Source organism: Psychrobacter pocilloporae (assembly GCF_029872915.1).
GTDB lineage: Bacteria > Pseudomonadota > Gammaproteobacteria > Pseudomonadales > Moraxellaceae > Psychrobacter > Psychrobacter pacificensis.
In genome coordinates this window covers 1639553-1658290 of the sequence record NZ_PGFT01000001.1, presented here as the reverse complement: position 1 = coordinate 1658290, position 18738 = coordinate 1639553, and the positions used below count along the sequence as shown (strand labels likewise).

Annotated in this window: 15 protein-coding genes; 10 read left to right on the top strand and 5 right to left on the bottom strand. The window is 44.7% G+C overall.

Translation table 11 applies throughout. The features are described 5' to 3' along the window. The first annotated feature begins 377 nt into the window (after positions 1-377). From yghU to CUR83_RS07125, 6 genes are all read left to right on the top strand, one after another. The gene (gene yghU, locus CUR83_RS07150) at positions 378-1217 is read left to right on the top strand and encodes a glutathione-dependent disulfide-bond oxidoreductase (RefSeq protein WP_093071037.1); all 840 of its coding nucleotides are present in this window, start codon (positions 378-380) and stop codon (positions 1215-1217) included. 243 nt (positions 1218-1460) lie between these two features. Further along, positions 1461-2543: a DUF1176 domain-containing protein gene (locus tag CUR83_RS07145; protein ID WP_284719370.1), complete on the top strand. Its 1083-nt coding sequence runs from the start codon at positions 1461-1463 to the stop codon at positions 2541-2543. A 561-nt stretch (positions 2544-3104) separates the two neighbouring features. Then, positions 3105-4721, top strand: a complete 1617-nt coding sequence (locus tag CUR83_RS07140; RefSeq protein WP_284719369.1) for a DEAD/DEAH box helicase — start codon at positions 3105-3107, stop codon at positions 4719-4721. Positions 4722-4985: 264 nt separating this feature from the next. Further along, positions 4986-6230, top strand: coding sequence for a DUF819 family protein (locus CUR83_RS07135; protein WP_071001570.1), 1245 nt, complete (start codon positions 4986-4988; stop codon positions 6228-6230). A gap of 234 nt (positions 6231-6464) precedes the next feature. Then, positions 6465-9032, top strand: coding sequence for an excinuclease ABC subunit UvrA (uvrA, locus tag CUR83_RS07130; RefSeq protein ID WP_284719368.1), 2568 nt, complete (start codon positions 6465-6467; stop codon positions 9030-9032). A gap of 378 nt (positions 9033-9410) precedes the next feature. Further along, positions 9411-10166: a M90 family metallopeptidase gene (locus tag CUR83_RS07125; RefSeq protein WP_071001568.1), complete on the top strand. Its 756-nt coding sequence runs from the start codon at positions 9411-9413 to the stop codon at positions 10164-10166. Between the two features lie 130 nt (positions 10167-10296). Here the strand turns inward: CUR83_RS07125 and CUR83_RS07120 are convergent, their stop codons facing one another. After that, complete coding sequence (locus CUR83_RS07120) at positions 10297-10965, bottom strand: hypothetical protein (protein WP_071001567.1); 669 nt, start codon at positions 10963-10965, stop codon at positions 10297-10299. 210 nt (positions 10966-11175) lie between these two features. Between CUR83_RS07120 and CUR83_RS07115 the strand changes: the two genes are divergently transcribed. Further along, positions 11176-11661 carry a hypothetical protein gene (locus CUR83_RS07115; protein ID WP_071001566.1) on the top strand — a complete coding sequence of 162 codons (486 nt, stop codon included), beginning with the start codon at positions 11176-11178 and terminating at the stop codon, positions 11659-11661. 396 nt (positions 11662-12057) lie between these two features. Here the strand turns inward: CUR83_RS07115 and CUR83_RS07110 are convergent, their stop codons facing one another. Together CUR83_RS07110 and CUR83_RS07105 are read right to left on the bottom strand one after the other, a co-directional pair. Then, positions 12058-13062 (bottom strand): virulence RhuM family protein/type II toxin-antitoxin system death-on-curing family toxin, encoded by a 1005-nt coding sequence (locus CUR83_RS07110; protein WP_071001565.1) that lies wholly within the window; start codon positions 13060-13062, stop codon positions 12058-12060. A 101-nt stretch (positions 13063-13163) separates the two neighbouring features. After that, positions 13164-13337, bottom strand: coding sequence for a hypothetical protein (locus CUR83_RS07105; protein ID WP_156770951.1), 174 nt, complete (start codon positions 13335-13337; stop codon positions 13164-13166). Between the two features lie 237 nt (positions 13338-13574). Here CUR83_RS07105 and CUR83_RS07100 point away from each other — a divergent pair, with 237 nt between their 5' ends. Next, positions 13575-13772, top strand: a complete 198-nt coding sequence (locus CUR83_RS07100) for an HPP family protein (protein WP_227517172.1) — start codon at positions 13575-13577, stop codon at positions 13770-13772. A 95-nt stretch (positions 13773-13867) separates the two neighbouring features. Here CUR83_RS07100 and CUR83_RS07095 read toward each other — a convergent pair whose 3' ends face one another. Further along, entirely contained in the window at positions 13868-15268 is a 1401-nt protein-coding gene (locus CUR83_RS07095) for an aminotransferase-like domain-containing protein (RefSeq protein WP_071001564.1), read from the bottom strand. 162 nt (positions 15269-15430) lie between these two features. Here CUR83_RS07095 and CUR83_RS07090 point away from each other — a divergent pair, with 162 nt between their 5' ends. After that, entirely contained in the window at positions 15431-16387 is a 957-nt protein-coding gene (locus CUR83_RS07090) for an EamA family transporter (protein ID WP_071001563.1), read from the top strand. Here CUR83_RS07090 and CUR83_RS07085 read toward each other — a convergent pair. Then, positions 16384-16677, bottom strand: a complete 294-nt coding sequence (locus tag CUR83_RS07085) for a DarT1-associated NADAR antitoxin family protein (protein ID WP_227517171.1) — start codon at positions 16675-16677, stop codon at positions 16384-16386. The genes CUR83_RS07090 and CUR83_RS07085 overlap by 4 nt on opposite strands. A 696-nt stretch (positions 16678-17373) precedes the next feature. Here CUR83_RS07085 and CUR83_RS07080 point away from each other — a divergent pair. Then, positions 17374-18648 carry a tyrosine-type recombinase/integrase gene (locus CUR83_RS07080; RefSeq protein ID WP_284719367.1) on the top strand — a complete coding sequence of 425 codons (1275 nt, stop codon included), beginning with the start codon at positions 17374-17376 and terminating at the stop codon, positions 18646-18648. Positions 18649-18738: the final 90 nt, after the last annotated feature.

Sequence of the window (18738 nt, the reverse complement as noted above, 5' to 3'; positions counted from 1 at the left end):
TGTTTTATTTAGGATTGACTATATCAAGAAAAACAGTACTAAGATAAGTAAAAGCTAGGGCGTGTTGAACATTCGCAAATAGGCACTGCTGATCGCTAAAATTGTTCCAGACAAGGCACAAAGCGACGATAATGCAGATGCCTTAGCGAGATTTGTAACGCAGTATGGGGCAATTTTAGCATCAGCCCCAACGATAAAAGCAGGGGACAGGACTCTTTTTTGCCGCTTCATCGTTAAAAATAAGCGCTTAGAGTGACTAAACTTATTATTTTTAACATCGAATCGCCTAAAAAATAGTCGCTGTCAGTGCCATGGTCGAAGGTTCAACACGCCCTAATATAACCAAAAATAATGGCAATAATAACTAAGGATATTTTATGAGTAATGCATCAACCAGTGACACACAAAACGATAAATATGTACCGCCTAAAGTTTGGACACAAGACAAAGACAACGGCGGTAAGTTCGCAAGCATCAATCGCCCAACCTCTGGCGCTCGTTATGATAAAGAGCTACCAGTAGGCGATGCTCCGCTACAGCTATACTCACTGAACACACCCAATGGTGTTAAAGTTAATATCTTATTAGAAGAGCTGGCAGAGCTTGGTATTAGCGGTGCTGAGTACGATGCTTATAAAATTGATATCTCGCAAGGTGAACAGTTTGGCTCAGGGTTTGTAGCGATTAACCCTAACTCAAAAATTCCAGCGTTGGTCGATCATTCTGCTGGTACCGCTGGCGAGCCGATTGCTCTTTTTGAGTCGGGCGCTATCTTGATGTATCTGGCAGAAAAATTTGATAGATTCCTACCTTTATCGCTAGGAAAAGCGAGAGCAGACTGTCTGTCGTGGGTGATGTGGCAAATGGGTAGTGCGCCTTTTTTAGGTGGCGGCTTCGGACATTTCTATGCCTATGCACCAGAGCCGTTAGAATATCCAATTAATCGTTACACCATGGAGACTAAACGTCAGCTTGATGTATTAGATACCCATCTAAAAGACAGTGAGTATTTATGCGGTAATGATGAAGCTGATTATAATATTGCCGATATGATTATTTGGGCATGGTATGGACAGTTGGTACTCGGTAAGCTATATGATGCGGCAGAGTTTTTGCAAGTACAAGACTACAAACACATACAGCGCTGGGCGAAAAAAATTGCTGAGAGACCTGCCGTCAAGCGTGCTGTGGAGCTAGAACTAAAACCAATCGATTAATTATTAGCACGAGCATCATTTAATTATTTTCAATGACATTTAGGCTGGTAAGTTTAAGTTACGCACTTATCGGCTTATTTTTATTATATTTAAAATAATAAATATAAAATTGATGACCACTTTCTTTTGCATTTACATAATGGTACATTAGCACAACAGATAGAAACATTAATGCGTTAAGATAACCGCTTATCACTGTAACAGACAGATGTTTATACTTATTTAATTGATGAGTAATGGATTATGAAACACAATAATAAAATGCACTTACCCATGCTTGCAGCAGTTAGTATGGCTTTGTTTGGTACAGCAAGTATGGTAAACGCCAAAACTGAATTTACCAGCCAAGATTGGCAGGTGGTCTGTGATAATACCCGTACTTGCCGGATAGCAGGCTATCAAGCAGAAAATAACAGTGAATTTCCTGTCTCTGTCTTATTGACCCGCCGTGCAGGGGCAAACGCCGCTGTAGATGGCAAAGTCAAGCTTGGTGGTACCAAAGACAGCTCCTCTAAAGCTCTCATGCAGCTTGGCAACCGCCACCGTATCTCTTTGTTTATTAACGATAGAAACTATGGTGAAACCAAGCCGTATTCTGCAGCCGCAGGCCATGCTGAGCTTACTCAAGCGCAAGTTACCGCCTTAGTTAGCGCCCTTCAGCGATCAAGCAAAATCACATTCGTATTACGTAACTCGCGCTGGCAACTCTCAGACAGAGGAGCTAGTGCGGTCATGTTAAAGGCCGATGATGTCCAAGGACGCGTGGGTACGCCAAGTGCGCTGATGAACCATGATAATGCGACCAAATCTAATAGTAATGTCTTACCCCCTAAAGCAGTACCTGTACTACGTTTTGTAGAGCCTAGTGGTAAGTCTGCTGCTAGCGATAAAAAGTTTGTCATGAGATCCTCTCAATTGGCCTCATTGATGAAAGGAACGATGAAAGATGCCGATGCTGACTGCCCAAATCTATCAGACAAGTCACCTTGGCGTGTCAGTCGCCTAAATGATTCACAGCTGCTCGCACAGCATGATTGTTGGACAGCTGCTTACAATGTGGGTAGTGGGGTGTGGGTGATCAATGATAGCAAACCTTACAAGCCGACATTGGTCACGACTAGCGCCACCAATTACGACAAAGGTAAGCTTAGCTCAGTACAAAAAGGTCGCGGTATTGGCGACTGTATGAGTCAAGTCGATTGGGTGTGGACGGGCCGCTCGTTTGAGAAAAGCCATGAAAGCACCACTGGACTGTGCCGTCTTATTGAAGCGGGCGGGGCATGGCAGCTGCCGACTTATGTCACGGATGTTAAAGTAGTCAAATAATCACCGATTTTTTGTTGAATGAGACGTTTAGCATGCTCAATAGAGGACTTATTCGGGCTATTTACTCAGTAATTGAATAAATGGCTACACATAATTTTTTATTGTGCTATACTGCGTCGCCACGCAAGCTTAGGCTTTCGTGAATTATGAGATTGATAACATCGCCTGCGATTTTGGGTCTAGGATGACCATAAGTAATTGTTGCCGATGATTTTGTGTACTTAAATAACGTCTTAAACATATCAGTTATTTTTGACTCATATCTTATCTACTGACCTATGGTCTAGATTGGTTGCTGTTTGCGATTATCTGCTTTGGACAAAGCATTGATAATGCGCGTATATCAAGCATGGATAAGACACTCGGCACTACCACCAAAATACGTCAGACAGCACGAACGCATTTATTATAAAGACGCTAAGCTCTAATGGCTTGGTTTCTGATTATCGACACTTTTATGTTGCTCGGTAACCTTTAATAAAAGCAGCGTAATGAACGGTTATCAGTGGTATGCATCAAGTTTGCTGAATTTACAGCAGCTTATACTTACCAAGGATTCCTATGACTGACATCTTATCTGCAATTGCCGCTGAAAACGGTATCATCGAAAGCAACGACACTACTGCAAACACTGACACCTCTAACAATGACGCTACTGCTCAAGCAGCAACAGATGCGGCCTCAGAAGACAAAACAACCTTTAGCGATCTTAATATTGCCAAGCCGATTTTGACCGCGCTTGATCGTATCGGTTATACCAATCCAACCCCTATCCAAGAACAAGCCATTCCGTTTGCACTAGCCGGCCGTGACCTTTTATTGTCAGCGCAAACAGGTAGTGGTAAAACAGCAGCATTCGTAATCCCAGTACTCGATCGCTTAAGCCGTGCCACCAGCTTTGATAAACTGACCAAAGCACTTATCCTAACGCCAACGCGCGAGCTTGCTCAGCAGGTGCATGACAGCGTACGCACGTATTCAAAAGACATGCGCGGTTTGTTCTGCGTGCCCTTGGTCGGCGGCGCGCCTTACAACGGTCAAATCACCGCCCTACGTAAAGGTGTACAGGTCATCGTCGCCACGCCTGGTCGTTTGCTTGACCATATAAAAGCAGGCCGTGTGGATTTATCAAACCTTGAAGTGTTGGTACTAGATGAAGCGGACCGTATGCTAGACATGGGTTTTGCTGATGACATCAGTGATATCTTAAGCGCCGCGCCAATCGATCGTCAGACGATCATGTGTTCAGCAACTTGGGATGGCCCAGTCGGTAAAATCGCTGCCAGCTTCACTAAGAACCCTGAGCGCGTATCAATCAAAGTAGAATCTGCACACATCGAAGAAAAAGTGTACTACTGTGATGATTTTGATCACAAAAACCGCTTGCTTGACAAAATCGTTTGCCAACAAGAGATGGATCAAATCATTATCTTTGCTGCAACCAAACGTAGCACTGAAAAATTGGCAAAACAACTACAAGAAGCGGGTCATAAAGCAAGCTTCCTACATGGTGACCTGCCACAGAGCAAGCGTAACCGCATCGTTCAAGATTTGCGTAATGGTAAGGTAAAAATCTTAGTAGCGACTGACGTTGCTGCCCGTGGTCTTGACGTGCCAGCCATCTCGCACGTCATCAACTATGATTTACCACGTCAGACTGAAGATTACGTCCACCGTATTGGTCGTTGTGGCCGTGCTGGCCGTACTGGTGTGGCTATCAGCCTATGCAGCATGGACGATCGTCCACAATTGGCCGCCATCAACCGTTACTTAGATCGCAAGATGGAAGTGTGCGTTATCGAAGGCATGGAGCCTAAGAAAACCTACGTACCAAGCGAAAACAAAAGACGCGGGCGTGGCCGTGGTCGCGGACGCTCAAGCGGTGGTTATGCTGGCAAGTCTACTGGCGGTGGCCGTGGTCGCTCAAACGATCGCGCAGCAACAGGCCAGCGCGCCAGCAATGATAGTGGATACCAAGGCCAAGGTGCTGGCAAGTCACGTGATTCATCAGGTAAGCCAAAAGACCGTTTTGGTGGTAAACCATATCAGGGCAAGCGCGGTGACCGTGCAGCTACAGGCCGTGGTCGTCCAAGTGGCAGCCAAGGTCGCCCAGCAAATCGTTCTGACAGCCGTGGTCAAGGTCGTCCAAACGGTGGCAACCGTGGTAAAAACTCATAATATCGCTATAACGAACGATTAAAGCTACTAATTACTAATTCATTAATCGTCTAAAGTAGTAAAAAGCCAGATACTTGTTATCTGGCTTTTTTGTGTGTGACCCATTGTTCGCTGATGGTATAGTTAAGCTTTTGCAGGCATGACTAACTATGATTCGTTTAGAGCTCAGCAGTTATTAAGATCATTGACATGGCTGCTTGCACGAGTTTTTTAGCTTGTCTATACTGATTCACTTTTGCCAGTTGTTTGCCTCGGAGCGCCTTGATGCCTACTACCTCCTCTTTAGCAATTGATAGCCTGCCATTAGCTTTCGGTATCATTATGGCAATCATTGGCCTAGTATTCTATACCCAAGGTTTGCCGGGTAAATTCTGGCGACGGTTTTATGCGGTATTGCCCGGTATTGTGCTGTGCTGCTTTATACCTGCTACTTTAAATAGCTTAGGGATGTTCGCCGATGGGGTGGGTTCACAGATTTATGGATTTACCGCGACGTATCTGCTGCCAGCCAGTTTGCTATTGATGACCTTATCCATGGATGTTCCCAAAATACTAGGATTAGGTTGGAAAGCGATTGCCATGTTCTTTGCCGCCAGTATCGCTATTGTTATTAGCGGTCCCATTAGTTTAGGAATAGCTAAGTGGGTATCGCCTGAAATGTTCCTCGATGATACATTATGGCGTGGATTTTCAGCCGTGGCAGGCAGTTGGATCGGCGGTGCAGCTAACCAAGCGGCAATGAAAGAGCTGTTTGGGGTCAGTGATGATTTGTTTGGCATGATGATCTTGGTGGATGCCACCAATGCCTCATTGTGGTTACTCGCAATCTTGGTGATGGCAAAACACAGCGCAAAGATCGATCGATTCTTGCGCGCTGATACCAGTAGTATTGATAAAGTCATTAAAGCCGTCGAAAGCTATGAGCGCGATCATGCCCGTCCAGCCACCATTAATGATTTGATGGTGATGTTTGGCTTGTGCTTTGCCATGGTAGGAGTGGCGCACTTTGTTGGTGGACAAATTGCTGACTTTTTTGCCCCATATAAATGGGCGGTGCAATATAGTTTTGCCAGTTCATTCTTTTGGATGGTGGTCATTATTACTCTGTTAGGCGTCATTTTTTCTTTTACTAAGATTCGCAGACTCGACCATGTGGGCGCGTCCAAAATGGGTACCGTATTTATCTTCGTGCTGATTGCCGCGATTGGTATGCAGATTAATTTGGCAGGTATTGTCTCGCAGTGGCGGCTATTGCTTATCGGCTTTTTATGGATGAGTATCCATGTGGTGATTATCTTTGGGGTTGCCAGACTTATCCGTGCGCCGTTTTTCTTTTTGGCGGTAGGTTCTAATGCCAATACAGGTGGCGCATCGTCGGCACCGATCGTCGCGACGGCTTTTCATCCATCGCTTGCGCCTGTTGGCGTGTTTTTGGGTATTATGGGCTATGCGGTGGGTACGTTTGGCGGGTATATCAGTACCCAATTGATGCGCTTGGTAGTGGGTTAGTGTTTAGGTTATCCATATTCTGATAGCATTTTTTCCTCAAAAAACCTGCAATGATTGCGGGTTTTTTTATTATAAGGTGCCTAATGACTTAAGTTGTCGTTTTGTCTATCGATGCTATTGATACGTAAGCTTTGCCACACCCCTGCATGAGTACGTGTTAACCTTCCTGCTACTCAGATGAATAATAATAAATACATTAGCAATAAATAGTGTCTCAATAGGAAAAATAGCGTCATGGCCAATCCAAAACAATTAGAAGCAACAGAAAATAAGACAAGTATCGTCAAGAACGCTCTATACAACCCTAATCAAGAAAATATTCAGGTCAGAGGTGCGCGTGTTCATAATTTAAAGAACGTCGATGTGGATTTACCGCGCAATGCCTTAGTGGTCTTTACGGGTATATCTGGATCGGGAAAATCATCACTGGCATTTGGTACGCTATTTGCCGAGTCACAGCGGCGCTATCTTGATTCAGTATCGCCTTATGCCAGAAGGCTCATCGATCAGGTTGATGAACCCGATGTCGATACTATAGAAGGGTTACCGCCAGCAGTTGCCTTACAGCAGCAGCGGGGTACGCCGTCAGTACGCTCGTCCGTCGGTAGTGTAACAACCATATCTAATGGTCTTCGTATGTTGTACTCACGAGCCGGAGAGTATCCCGCCGGCCAAGAGATGCTGTATGCCGATGCGTTCTCGCCCAATACGCCAGATGGTGCCTGTCCCACGTGTTCAGGTATCGGCCGTGTATTTGAGGTCACCGAGGATCTGCTGGTACCAGATAATACCAAAAGCATTCGCGAGCGAGCTATTGCCGCATGGCCACCGGCATGGCAAGGTCAAAACCTGAGCCGTATATTGACCACGCTCGGCTATGATATTGATAAACCTTGGCACACCCTGCCAAAGAAGACCCGCGACTGGATCTTGTTTACCGATGAGACACCAACAGTGCCTGTTTATCCTGAGTATGATATAGAACAGACACGGGAGGCCATTGAGAAAGGGGAAAAGCCAAACTATATGGGTACGTTTACCAGTGCCAAAAACTTTGTTTTGCATTCTTTTGCCACCACTCAAAGCCCGCGCACCAAGAAACGCGTGTCGCAATTTATGCAGATATCCGAGTGTCCAGAATGTCACGGCAAAAAACTTAAGAAAGAATCACTGTCGGTTAAATTTGCAGGACTCGATATCGGTGAGCTGTCACAGCTTACATTGACGGACATGGCCCAAAAACTTGAGAAAACAGCGCATACCAAGATAGCTGATGATACACCAAACCGCGAAAAAGCCATCGTTGCCCAGCGTATTGCCAGTGATATTCTCTCTCGTATTGAGGCACTAACAAGGCTTGGACTCGGTTATCTGTCACTTGAGCGTACCACACCAACACTATCGCCTGGTGAGCTACAGCGATTGCGATTAGCGACCCAGATTCGCTCGCAACTGTTTGGCGTGGTTTATGTCCTTGATGAGCCATCAGCAGGTCTGCACCCTGCTGACACGCAGGCGCTACTTGGGGCGCTAGATGAGTTGATCGCATCTGGTAACTCGGTGTTTGTGGTTGAGCACGACGTGAGTGTGATTGGGCATGCTGATTGGGTGGTCGATGTCGGGCCACAGGCTGGCACGCATGGCGGCGAGATTGTCTATAGTGGGCCTGTAGAAGGGCTACGTGAGGTTGCGCAGTCGCATACGGGTCAATATCTCTTTGCTAACGACACGGCGAATCATCAGTCAAAATCTGACACAAGGCAACCGACAGCGTGGCTGAAACTCGCAAATATCGAGCGCAATAATATAATCGGCTTGGATGTTGAGTTTCCGCTTGGGGTGATGACTAGTGTCACGGGTGTCTCAGGGTCAGGTAAGTCGAGTCTTATCAGCCAAGCATTGGTAGAGCTTATCAGTGAAGTATTGGGGCAAAAGACGGTTACTGAAGCGCCTGTAGGTGAGGCAGATTTGCTTGAGCAAGAGCTTGAGACAATCACTGGTGGTGAAATCGTCGCTGGCATGGAGCAAGTCCGTCGTCTTATTAATATCAATCAAAAGGCGATTGGGCGGACACCGCGCTCAAACCTAGCAACCTATACAGGATTGTTCGATGATGTGCGTAAGCTGTTTGCCGCAACTAAGCAAGCAAAAGCACATGGCTATGACGCTGGACGTTTCTCGTTTAACACCAAAAAAGGCCGCTGTCCAAATTGTGAAGGTTTGGGTTTTGTCAGTGTGGAGCTGCTATTTTTACCAAGTGTCTATGCACCTTGCCAGGTCTGTCACGGGCAACGCTATGATGAAGAAACACTTACCATCACGTATCGAGATAAAAACATTGCTGAAGTATTAAATTTAACCGTTGAAGCGGCTCATGAGTTCTTTGTTGATGAAGCGCCTATCTTGCGCGCATTGGATGCGTTGCTGCAAGTGGGGCTTGGCTACTTACGTTTGGGGCAGCCCGCCACTGAGTTGTCAGGGGGTGAAGCACAGCGTATTAAGCTTGCCACTGAACTACAACGCACGCAACGAGGCGATACGCTCTATATCTTAGATGAGCCAACCACAGGTTTACATCCTGCTGATGTATCCATGCTGATGACGCAATTAAACGGTTTGGTCGATGCGGGGAACACCGTCATCATGGTTGAGCATGATATGCAAGTGGCCAGCAATAGCGACTGGGTGATTGATATGGGGCCAGGGGCAGGTGATGAGGGCGGGTTAATTGTCGCTCAAGGTACGCCAGAAGACGTGGCCCAATCAGAAGACAGTCGCACCGCACCGTTTTTATTGGTGTGATTTTATTGATGTGACGACCAGTTTTCAAATTGGGTCTAAGAGTGAAGGGTATCCCCAATAATTATCAGGGCATTTGGGCAATTCAACTAACGTGCGACGCAACGCATCTGACCATTGATGACGGATGGTATTAAAGTACTCATCACCCTCATCAATACGGCGACCTTTGGGTAAGATTAAACTGTCATTACAGTTAGGCTTACAATATCAATTTTAAAACATAATGTATGGATGACAGTCTGCGCCGCTCAGTAATGTATTTATGAGCGGCGTTTTTATACATTTTAATATAGTAATTATCATGGCGTGCTACTGGTTATCGCTATAATATACGTAGAACGGCTGGCCTATATACTAAGAAGAATAGGGATAAAGTGTATGTTTGACATCATAAAAGACTGGCGTGAGCAGCGTATATTGGACAACAGCAAGTTCACGCATGAAGACTGGGCGCGGGCGGCTGAGTGTATCATGATATTGGATAGGTTGACTGAAGACGAGCTAAGCCGCTTGTTTGACTTGGCGACTTTGTTTTTGGATGATAAGTCGATTGTGGGTGCACAAGGTTTTGAGATTACTAATGCGGTCAGACAATCCATTGCACTACAGGCGTGCTTGCCTATCTTAAACCTCAGCCTTGAGTGGTATAGCGGTTGGTCATCTATTATTATTTATCAAGGTTCGTACAAAAGTGAGAGTACAACGGTAGATGAATTTGGTATCGTCCATGAGGGCAGTCAGCACCGTAGTGGGGAAGCATGGCAGCGAGGTCCTGTCATTCTCTCATGGAAGGATGCCAAGCACTCAGGTGAGCGTGACGGACACAATGTGGTGATTCACGAGTTTGTGCATAAGCTTGATATGATGAATGGCCGCGCTAATGGCTTTCCACCGATGCAGCCTGACATGGATCCTGCACGTTGGACACAAATCATGTCGCGAGATTTCGAAGACTTTCAAACGCATCGTAAGTCAGGTTTAGATCGTTATGGTGCGACCAATCCTGCCGAGTTTTTTGCGGTATTGAGCGAAGTATTTTTTGAGACGCCGCAAAAGCTAGTGGATGCTTATCCTGACATTTACGATATTATGGTGAAGTTTTTTAAGCAAAGTCCACTTCAGCCAAAAGCATAAAGTAAAATATATATCAAAAATTAAATATAATTCAATATGATAAAGAGACAAAAAGGGCAGTGCTTCATATATGACGCATTGCCCTTGTTTAATATAATTTATCTGACCATAAAGATGCTTACGCTGTTATTTAAACCGTCCACTGATCGTTAACGACAGCGACGAGATAACGCTTACCCTGATACTCATCAAACACCAAGCGCAACACCCGCCAGTCTAAACCGCTGTATTCATCACTACCTTTATAGTAAAACTCAACGACATCAGAGTTTTGATATATTTTATTTAGGTTATTGATGCTATTGCCACTTTTTTGAAACTCATTGACGCTAAGGGTAGCGTCATTAAAGGTTTTGGCCTTTACCCAAGTGTCTAGGTACTCTGGTAGCGGTATGATTAATGGCTCACCAGAGCCGTCACGTTCACCCCAAGTAAAGCGGATTTTGGACTGCTGCAAATACTGTGCATATTGCGCGCGGCTAAAAACCTTGTCTGACTCAGGGCGCACGTAGGCATACATCGAAAAACGGACGCCACGTGTGGGATGAATATCATCAGTAATTCTAGCAAAATCCTTATTGGCGAGTGCCCGCTGTATACGCAACGCTTGCTGCTTTAGGGTTTGTTGACTGATATCAGTACTTATAGCCGTTGCTGAGGTGCTGGTAGGTTGAGCGACAATCGCTTCGCTGGACTCAGAAGCGGACTGGCAGCCAGTCGCGGTCAAAGCAAGCAATAAAAGGCTACTAGAGGCCAATGCCGCAGATTTCTCCTTGAAAAAGGTAGGTAGTATTATCATAAAAGCATCCTTACCACAGTTATTAGTGAAATAAACGTCACGATAAGCCACTAAAAGTTGTCATCACAATAGATAAAAGAGCATAAAAGCGCTATGTAATCGGAATTTTGATGAGTGAACCTGAATGATACGATAATACAGCAGAGTCGTTATATGGCTATGATGTAATAGACCGTAACACTTATAAGATAAAAGCTCGTAGAGAACGACATGCCAACATACAAATCGCTGATATTACTATCAACCATAGCACTGACAACTGTCGGTACTGCCACAGCAGATGTGACAAAAGCATTTCAGAAACAAGCTGCTGTGGCTGATATGAAAATCACGACCATCACAAAAATGTACCAACAAGATATCGATGACCAAGGTATGAGTAATCCTATAGTGCTACAGCAATATGCCAATGCTGATTTACAAGCAGCCATGCAGCTAGAACAAGATTACTTTGATAAAAATCAAACGTCCTGCAATGTTGATTATGATGTGCTGTGGGATTCTCAAGACCCTGATTATACTCAAGACAAGAAGTTTTCGATGACTGATAAAGGATTGGTTAAAGTCAGCTTGGCGCAAGGTAGCAATATTTATTATGATTTGACATGCAATGATAAAGATTGCCAAATCGCAGATGTTAGCTTAAATGAAGATGGTGGAACTTTGAGTAAGCATTTGCTTGAAACTTGTCGTTAGTAGAAAACTGAATTGATATTAAAAATGTCAGCGCCAAGCTATTTTAAATTTAAAAATACGCAGTTAAATATAGAAACGATATGACGCAGATTGATATTTACTCTTATACTGAAACCGCCGGTATGTTTTCGCATAATGTATATTATGTTAAATAAGACATCTCGAGTAATTTATTTATGGAACCCATGATACTATCACAGCATAAATAAACTCTTATTTGATTAAGTTGTTAGCTATTAGAATTTAAAGATATTCTATCTAGCACTGCTCAATAGAATACTTTCTTGCTCCACATAAACAATCACCGTATAGAAAGACAGACACTATCCTTAATATCTGTCTTTCTATACGATGATACGAATCACAAAATAAAGCCAATCATAGTTATAATCGTTATCAGTTTTCTAACGACAGCATATTCATAATTAGCTTGATCAAAGTTTCTTTTTGACTGGGGTCAGACTCAGCAACCAATAAGGTTAACGCGGCAAGTCCAGTATCATTAATCACTGTATCGCCTTTACTGTCAAGTAGGCGCTGATTGCGATGCAAAAAGTCGATAAATAAAAATGCGCCGCTACGCTTATTACCATCAGTAAAGACGTGATTTTTGACCATAAAATAGAGTAAATGCGCCGCCTTGCTCTCAATTGTCGGATAAGCTGGCTCACCAAACACCGTTTGCTCTAATGTCGCCAAGATACTGTCCAAGCCATCGCCGCGCGGTTTGGCAAACAATACTGTCGCCTCACCTCGTGCTATCAGCTGCGCCTTTAGATGCGTGAGCGCTGCCATGGCCTCAACTGTACTGGGCAGAATACCGCCTGCCTGTCCTACTGGCGCATTGAGCAAGCCTTCGTCATAACGCTGTAACCACAAAAACGTCTGTGTGTAGCGGCTGATAATCTCAATGAGTCCGCGCCCTTCATCGGTGTGTAGCTCGGGGCTTTGGGCAGTTTTTTTGATGAGGGCTAGGGCTTGCTGTAGCTCGGCGGCGTTTTTGTCAAAGCGTTGTTCATTGATGGCATAGCCTTGTAGTAAGTACTCACGCAAACGCTGAGTCGCCCATATCCGAAACTGCGTGCCTTTTTTGGAATTGACCCGATAACCCACCGAGATAATGGCATCTAGATTATAAAAACGAATCTTACGGCGTACTTGGCGCGACCCTTCTTGGCGAACTACCGAGGATTCCTCGGTAGTTGCTGTTTGATCTAATTCGCCTTCTTTGTAAATGTTTTTTAGATGTAGTCCTATGGTATCTGAATCTTTGTCAAACAAGGTTGCCATTTGCGCTTGCGACAGCCACAGCGTCTCCTGCTCTAGGCGAATCTCAATCTGCGTTTGCCCATCATCGGTGGTGTATATTTCAAACTGATTGTCAGTGTTGGTGATGTCCAATTATGCCTCCTTTACCATGGCGACAGCATCTGTTCTAATACCGATACTACCAGCCAATACCTAAGACAAGCTATTTTTTTATTAATTCTATAAAAAGCTCATTATTCAGTGGCAGTGGTTTTTTGATCGGTTTGCGCTGTCACAATAAGGCCTTCACCCCATACAAATAAAGTATCGGCTTTCTGCTGAGGGTGATGAGCGCCTACTCGCTCAAACTGAGCAAATAACCATTGTCTAACCTCCCTTTTGTGTTGATTGGCGATTTGATGCGGCATAGACTCAGCAGCTTAATATTCGGCGCACGCATTGATAAACATACATCCGTGAAAACCCTCTGATGAGCTCCAGTCGGTCAAAAATCCCAAACAGCTCCTAGCAACGTCTTCTGCTGGTTTGACATCCCATTTCTCACAATAACCTTTTAATTGCATCATAAACATCTGGTGATGATAGTGGCTTGGTGGCACACTTGCTACTGCATCCTTGCAGTGGTACGCAATAGTTTAGCACTGATGATGTTTCTAGGATCATTCGGTGCCAGCTATTTACTTATCTTTGCCTATTCTGCCAGCCCCTTTGCATGGCCAAGAAATGTCATCGGTGGACATGTTATCGCAACCTTTACAGGGCTTGTATTTATGACACTATTTGGTATTCAATGGTGGAGTATGGCAATGGCGGTCGGTACGGCCATTGCCATAACAACCTAGGTAAGAATAGCCAGTATCCAACCTATTGGTGGTAAATATTCACTGTAAGTAAAGACATCGTAGGCTGAACAGACATAGCAGGCAGGCTGGTATTGTCAATGATTCAAATAATCGCCCAGCCAAGCCAAAAATGCATCACTGCTCGTCGATACGTTCAGGCGCAGATAGGTTGAGGCACTGGCATCTGGATGAAATAAATGCCCCGGTGCCACTAGCCAGCCATCGCTATAGGCATCTAGTGCCAGCTGGCTGGTGTCTTGATGCGTATCCACCCACACAAAGAGGCCTGCCTGCGTATGCTCAGGATAGACAAGTCCGATCTTAGGCAATGCTATGCGCATCCGCTCATGCGCACGATATAACTGCTGCTGGACTTTTTTGATTTGCCTGCGGTATTCACCATGCGTCCATAAGTGGTGAATCACGCGCTCACCAAACTCTGGCGTACTCATATTACTCAAGGTTTTGATACGCAGCACATCATCAATGAAATGATCGGGACAGACCAGTAAGCCAACGCGCCAGCCTGATGACATCGACTTTGAAAATCCTGTCGCATAAAACACGCGCTCGAACTGGTCAAGACTAGCATAACGCAGGACTTGACCACTCGGCAAAAACGCGGCGTATAAGTCATCCTCAAAAATATACGCGTCGTATTGATGAATAAGATTAAGCACTTGATGCGCCCGCGCAGGATGCAGATTATAAGAGGTGGGATTGTGTAGCACGCTGTTGGTCAAATACAGCTTTGGATGATACGTTTCAAACAGCTGTTGCATCTGCTCAATATCGGGGCCTTGGTGATCGCGCTCGACCGCGACAACATTGAGTCCCTGCTGTTGTAGACAGCTCGATAACCAAAACCAGCCCGGCCCATCGACCATCACCGTATCACCGACCTCAGTCAATAGTTGGGCAATCATAGTAATGGCGTGTGATATGCCTGCGGTGGTCATGACATTGTCTGTATAGGTCTGCATACCTAGCACATTCAGCTGCTGCACCAGTTGCTGACGCAGCGGCAAATAGCCTTGCACCGCGCTATAGTCATAGATGAAGCCGTCTGCTTGCTGGGTGACCTGCCGTATCGCCCACTCCATCTTGTCATTACGTATCCAGTCTCTAGGTAGCGTGCCCACGCCTGGGGATCGGTGATGCGGAATATCGCTCGACACTTGCTGTACCAGCCAGCGAGTATCTATGACTGGCTGCTTGGGGGCAACTTTTTTGTCACGGTTGGGCGGTACTAGTCTTGTCTGCTCATTCACATAATAGCCTGAGCTTGGCTTGGCGACCAAGACATTGGTTGCCACCAGTTGCTCATAAGCTTGCACAACGGTGAAGCTCGATATACCCATGAGTTTGGATAGTTTTCGCACCGATGGCACACGCTGGTTGGGCAAGTAAATTTGCCAATCAATGCGCTGCTTTAGCCATTCAGCGACGGCAGCAGTCTTTGTTAAGTTAGGATTGAGCTTGTAGTTTTCGACCATGATAAAAGTACTTATCGTTGATAATAAAAATCTAAAAAATTGTCACGCTAAGAGCGACTATACACTTTGTTCATCATAAGTGAAACTGTATCGGGTTTGTTGTGGTCATATAAACTATAGTTGAGACATTCCATATGGATCGTCATTATTTAGGATGACACTATGAACCCGATATACACTGCACTGGCTGTACTGGTTACCTTTATTTGGGGTGTGAACTTCACCTTTATTGCATGGGGATTAGAGAGCTTCCCGCCACTAATGCTCACTGCCCTACGCTTTTTCTTTACCGCAGTGCCCTTGGTGTTTTTTCTTAAACCGCCTACCTTTAACCGTACCTTACTCATCTATGCTATCGGTACCTTTGTCATGCAATATGCCTTTGTATTTACGGCCATGCATCTAGGTGCGTCACCGGGTTTGACGGCGTTGTTGCTACAAATGCAAATTTTTATCACTGTGTTGTTGGCGTACTTTATCTTGGGTGAAGCAGTCAGTCGCATGCAAGTCATCGGTATGATGGTTGGGGTATTGGGCCTTGGTGTGATTGCGCTCAATCTCGGCGGAGATATGCCTGTGGCTGGATTTGTCTGCATTTTGATTGCCGCAGTGGGCTGGAGCTTTGGCAACATTGCATCCAAGCAAGCCTCAGCACAAGCGACCTTAAAAGCGGCACAACAAAAAACAGCAACAGCACCTACCACCGTTAAAAACAAAACCTCTGCTTTGTCTGCTCTTGCACTGGTCGCATGGGGCGCTCTGATCGCTTGCGTGTTTTTGACGTTATCTTCGCTTATATTTGAGACCGATGCATGGCAGCTGGCAACCTTTACCGAAGCGTCGATGAAGTCGTGGCTGTCGCTTGGGTTTATCGTGTATATCTCAACCCTAGTCGGCTTCGGACTCTGGGCACATCTACTCAGTCAAAATACTGCCTCCAAGGTTATGCCATTTGCTCTATTAGTGCCGGTATTCGGTATGACAACGTCCGTAGTGCTTACGGGCGAAGTTGTAACGTGGTGGAAAATGCTGGCAATGATATTGATATTGTCGGGGTTATTACTAGCAAATGTGAAATTTGGGATAAGGAAAAAACCTGCTCATAAGTACGGAGTCTAATAGTTCACTCTTAGATAAATGGATAAACGATAGTTAGTGATCTTTAAACTAAACGGACTCAGCGGAAAGCTCAGCTTATTGCCAGATTTACTGGATAACTCCAAAACATGCTTAAAACCGTATTTTTTACGAATGACTTGATGCATATCATTGGTAGATTTTTTCTTTTGTCTGGTCGCAAATCCCACATGGCGTTCAAATCTGACCATGTCTGTTTTTACTAGATTGTCGCTGTTGACTCTCGGCATAAAGACAGGCTTATGCTCTACCCCATTTTGTCTGTGTGCCATAGGGTGATTTTTTTTGCTCCATAATAGGCTGCCTTATATCCATCGTCTTTTATAAATTTTCAGTTATCTTTTCGGTCATCGCTACTTGGTTTATAGATGCTAAATCCAAACGCCGCGCGCACAACGAGAACGAGGCAGTTTATCTTATTATGCATCATTTATCTGCCCTATTTTAAATTTACCAATAGACTTGCTGAGTTTTGTTTTTATGAATACTTAGAAAATTGGCTTTTAGTCGTTTTACGTGCCTGCACTGATATTAGACCTTAAAACAGTACCTTCCAGATTTGCACAGAATAGTACTATGACCCTGATTTTTATATTCTGTGCGTGTACGCGACCGTGTTTTTTTTAATAAATCCGCGCTATCGTTTACCAAATGGACGATTCGCCTTATAAATCCCTCCAAGTATGTGCTGAAATGATGAGCAAAAAAACGGTGCTCAACCCAATAAGCGTATGATCTACTCCTTATTTCCCCAATATGCTACAATTATCCCCAAGTGAGCCTTGGGGATAAATTAACATTGTATGCCTTTAGAATAAGGACTTATTTTGTGTATTAATAAATATCAGTGTCCATCGCGGTGTCCAAGTATTATGTAGATAATTGCCCCACTAAACAAAGCAGTTATCACTGATTATATTTTTATCGTATCTCTCTCATTTTTTATTATAGTAATTACGGATAAGAACATGGCTGTCGACAACATAAATGATATCAATAAACTTGAATGTCGAGATAAGGATTACTCGGTCAGTGTTTCAGGTATCGCGGGTCTAAGTCTACGTGTCTATCCAAACGGTAAAAAAGAATACTATCTGCGCTACTCTCATCCACATATCGATGGCAAGCGGCCCAGAATGATGCTCGGCAAGGTTGAGGACATCAGTCTATATGAGGTCAAGTACAAAGCAGAGACCATACTTAATATGGTCGCAAACGGCTCTGACCCTAAAGCCATACAGCAAAAAGAGCAAGTGAATAAGTATGCTCACCTAAAGAACGCCACCTTCGCTGACATTGCGCAAGCATGGCGAGATCACAAAACATCCAGTCGTCAGCAAAGCAAATCAAAAAAACCTGCGTTTAGTGAGTCGACACTCAAATTTTGGGATTTGTGCTTGGGATACATGTGCCGTGATATTGGCGATTTAAGGATGAATGATATCACCAGTGAGATGATATTAAGTGTGTGTGAAGCAATCCAACATAACGACAATCAAGCGACCTTCGTTGGCGCCAGTACGCGGCTTTATACGGAAAAAGTATTTTCATTCGCTGTCGCACGAGGATTATGCGATAAAAATGTAGCGATTGACACCCGTGGCGAGTTGGCACCTGCTAATTCAGGCAATCACTTGCCAGCTATTACCAAGCCCGATCAGTTTGCGACGCTTTTACATGATATGTCCAATTTTAAAGGGGCAAGCAAGCTTACATTAGAAGCCATGAATTTATTGCCTTATGTGTTTGTCCGTAGTATTGATTTGCGCTCTATGCGCTGGCAGGATATCGACTGGGATAATGATACATGGGCATTCTCCCCGACCAAAGGCGAAGGTCGCGACGACATGGTATCGCACTTAGTCGTGCCATTAGCGACGCAAGTGATTGCGCGATTACGAAACATTCAATCTATCACAGGACATAAAGAGTATGTCTTTGCCTCAATGCGCGGTTCAAGCAATGCTTATATCAGCAAAGCCACACTGGTACAGATATTTCACCGGCTTGGATACAAAGACGTGCAATGCGCGCATGGCTTTCGGGCCTCGGCCAAAACTTTGCTTATGGAACAGCCAGAGTTACGCTACTCAGACATTGTCACAGAATTACAGCTGGGTCACAGGATAAAAGACACGCACGGCGGGGCTTACAACAGACTTGATGAAATCGATACCAGGGTACAGATGATGCAAGATTGGGCGGATTATATAGATAAGCTGCGAGATTACGCTAAGACGTAAGCCAAGTGAACTCGCGCTAAGAATCGTTTGAAAAATAGACGGGGCGTTAAATACACTATAATATGACGAACATCAATTGATAAAAAATTG

What these genes read in the sequence shown, in the direction of transcription:
- CUR83_RS07095 (WP_071001564.1), bottom strand. Translation starts at nt 15,268, where the DNA reads ATGGTCGAAAACTACAAGCTCAATCCTAACTTAACAAAGACTGCTGCC.
- yghU (WP_093071037.1), top strand. Translation starts at nt 378, where the DNA reads ATGAGTAATGCATCAACCAGTGACACACAAAACGATAAATATGTACCG.
- CUR83_RS07085 (WP_227517171.1), bottom strand. Translation starts at nt 16,677, where the DNA reads ATGGCACACAGACAAAATGGGGTAGAGCATAAGCCTGTCTTTATGCCG.
- CUR83_RS07090 (WP_071001563.1), top strand. Translation starts at nt 15,431, where the DNA reads ATGAACCCGATATACACTGCACTGGCTGTACTGGTTACCTTTATTTGG.
- CUR83_RS07100 (WP_227517172.1), top strand. Translation starts at nt 13,575, where the DNA reads ATGATGTTTCTAGGATCATTCGGTGCCAGCTATTTACTTATCTTTGCC.
- CUR83_RS07115 (WP_071001566.1), top strand. Translation starts at nt 11,176, where the DNA reads ATGCCAACATACAAATCGCTGATATTACTATCAACCATAGCACTGACA.
- CUR83_RS07145 (WP_284719370.1), top strand. Translation starts at nt 1,461, where the DNA reads ATGAAACACAATAATAAAATGCACTTACCCATGCTTGCAGCAGTTAGT.
- CUR83_RS07135 (WP_071001570.1), top strand. Translation starts at nt 4,986, where the DNA reads ATGCCTACTACCTCCTCTTTAGCAATTGATAGCCTGCCATTAGCTTTC.
- CUR83_RS07125 (WP_071001568.1), top strand. Translation starts at nt 9,411, where the DNA reads ATGTTTGACATCATAAAAGACTGGCGTGAGCAGCGTATATTGGACAAC.
- CUR83_RS07120 (WP_071001567.1), bottom strand. Translation starts at nt 10,965, where the DNA reads ATGATAATACTACCTACCTTTTTCAAGGAGAAATCTGCGGCATTGGCC.
- CUR83_RS07140 (WP_284719369.1), top strand. Translation starts at nt 3,105, where the DNA reads ATGACTGACATCTTATCTGCAATTGCCGCTGAAAACGGTATCATCGAA.
- CUR83_RS07080 (WP_284719367.1), top strand. Translation starts at nt 17,374, where the DNA reads ATGGCTGTCGACAACATAAATGATATCAATAAACTTGAATGTCGAGAT.
- uvrA (WP_284719368.1), top strand. Translation starts at nt 6,465, where the DNA reads ATGGCCAATCCAAAACAATTAGAAGCAACAGAAAATAAGACAAGTATC.
- CUR83_RS07105 (WP_156770951.1), bottom strand. Translation starts at nt 13,337, where the DNA reads ATGCCGCATCAAATCGCCAATCAACACAAAAGGGAGGTTAGACAATGG.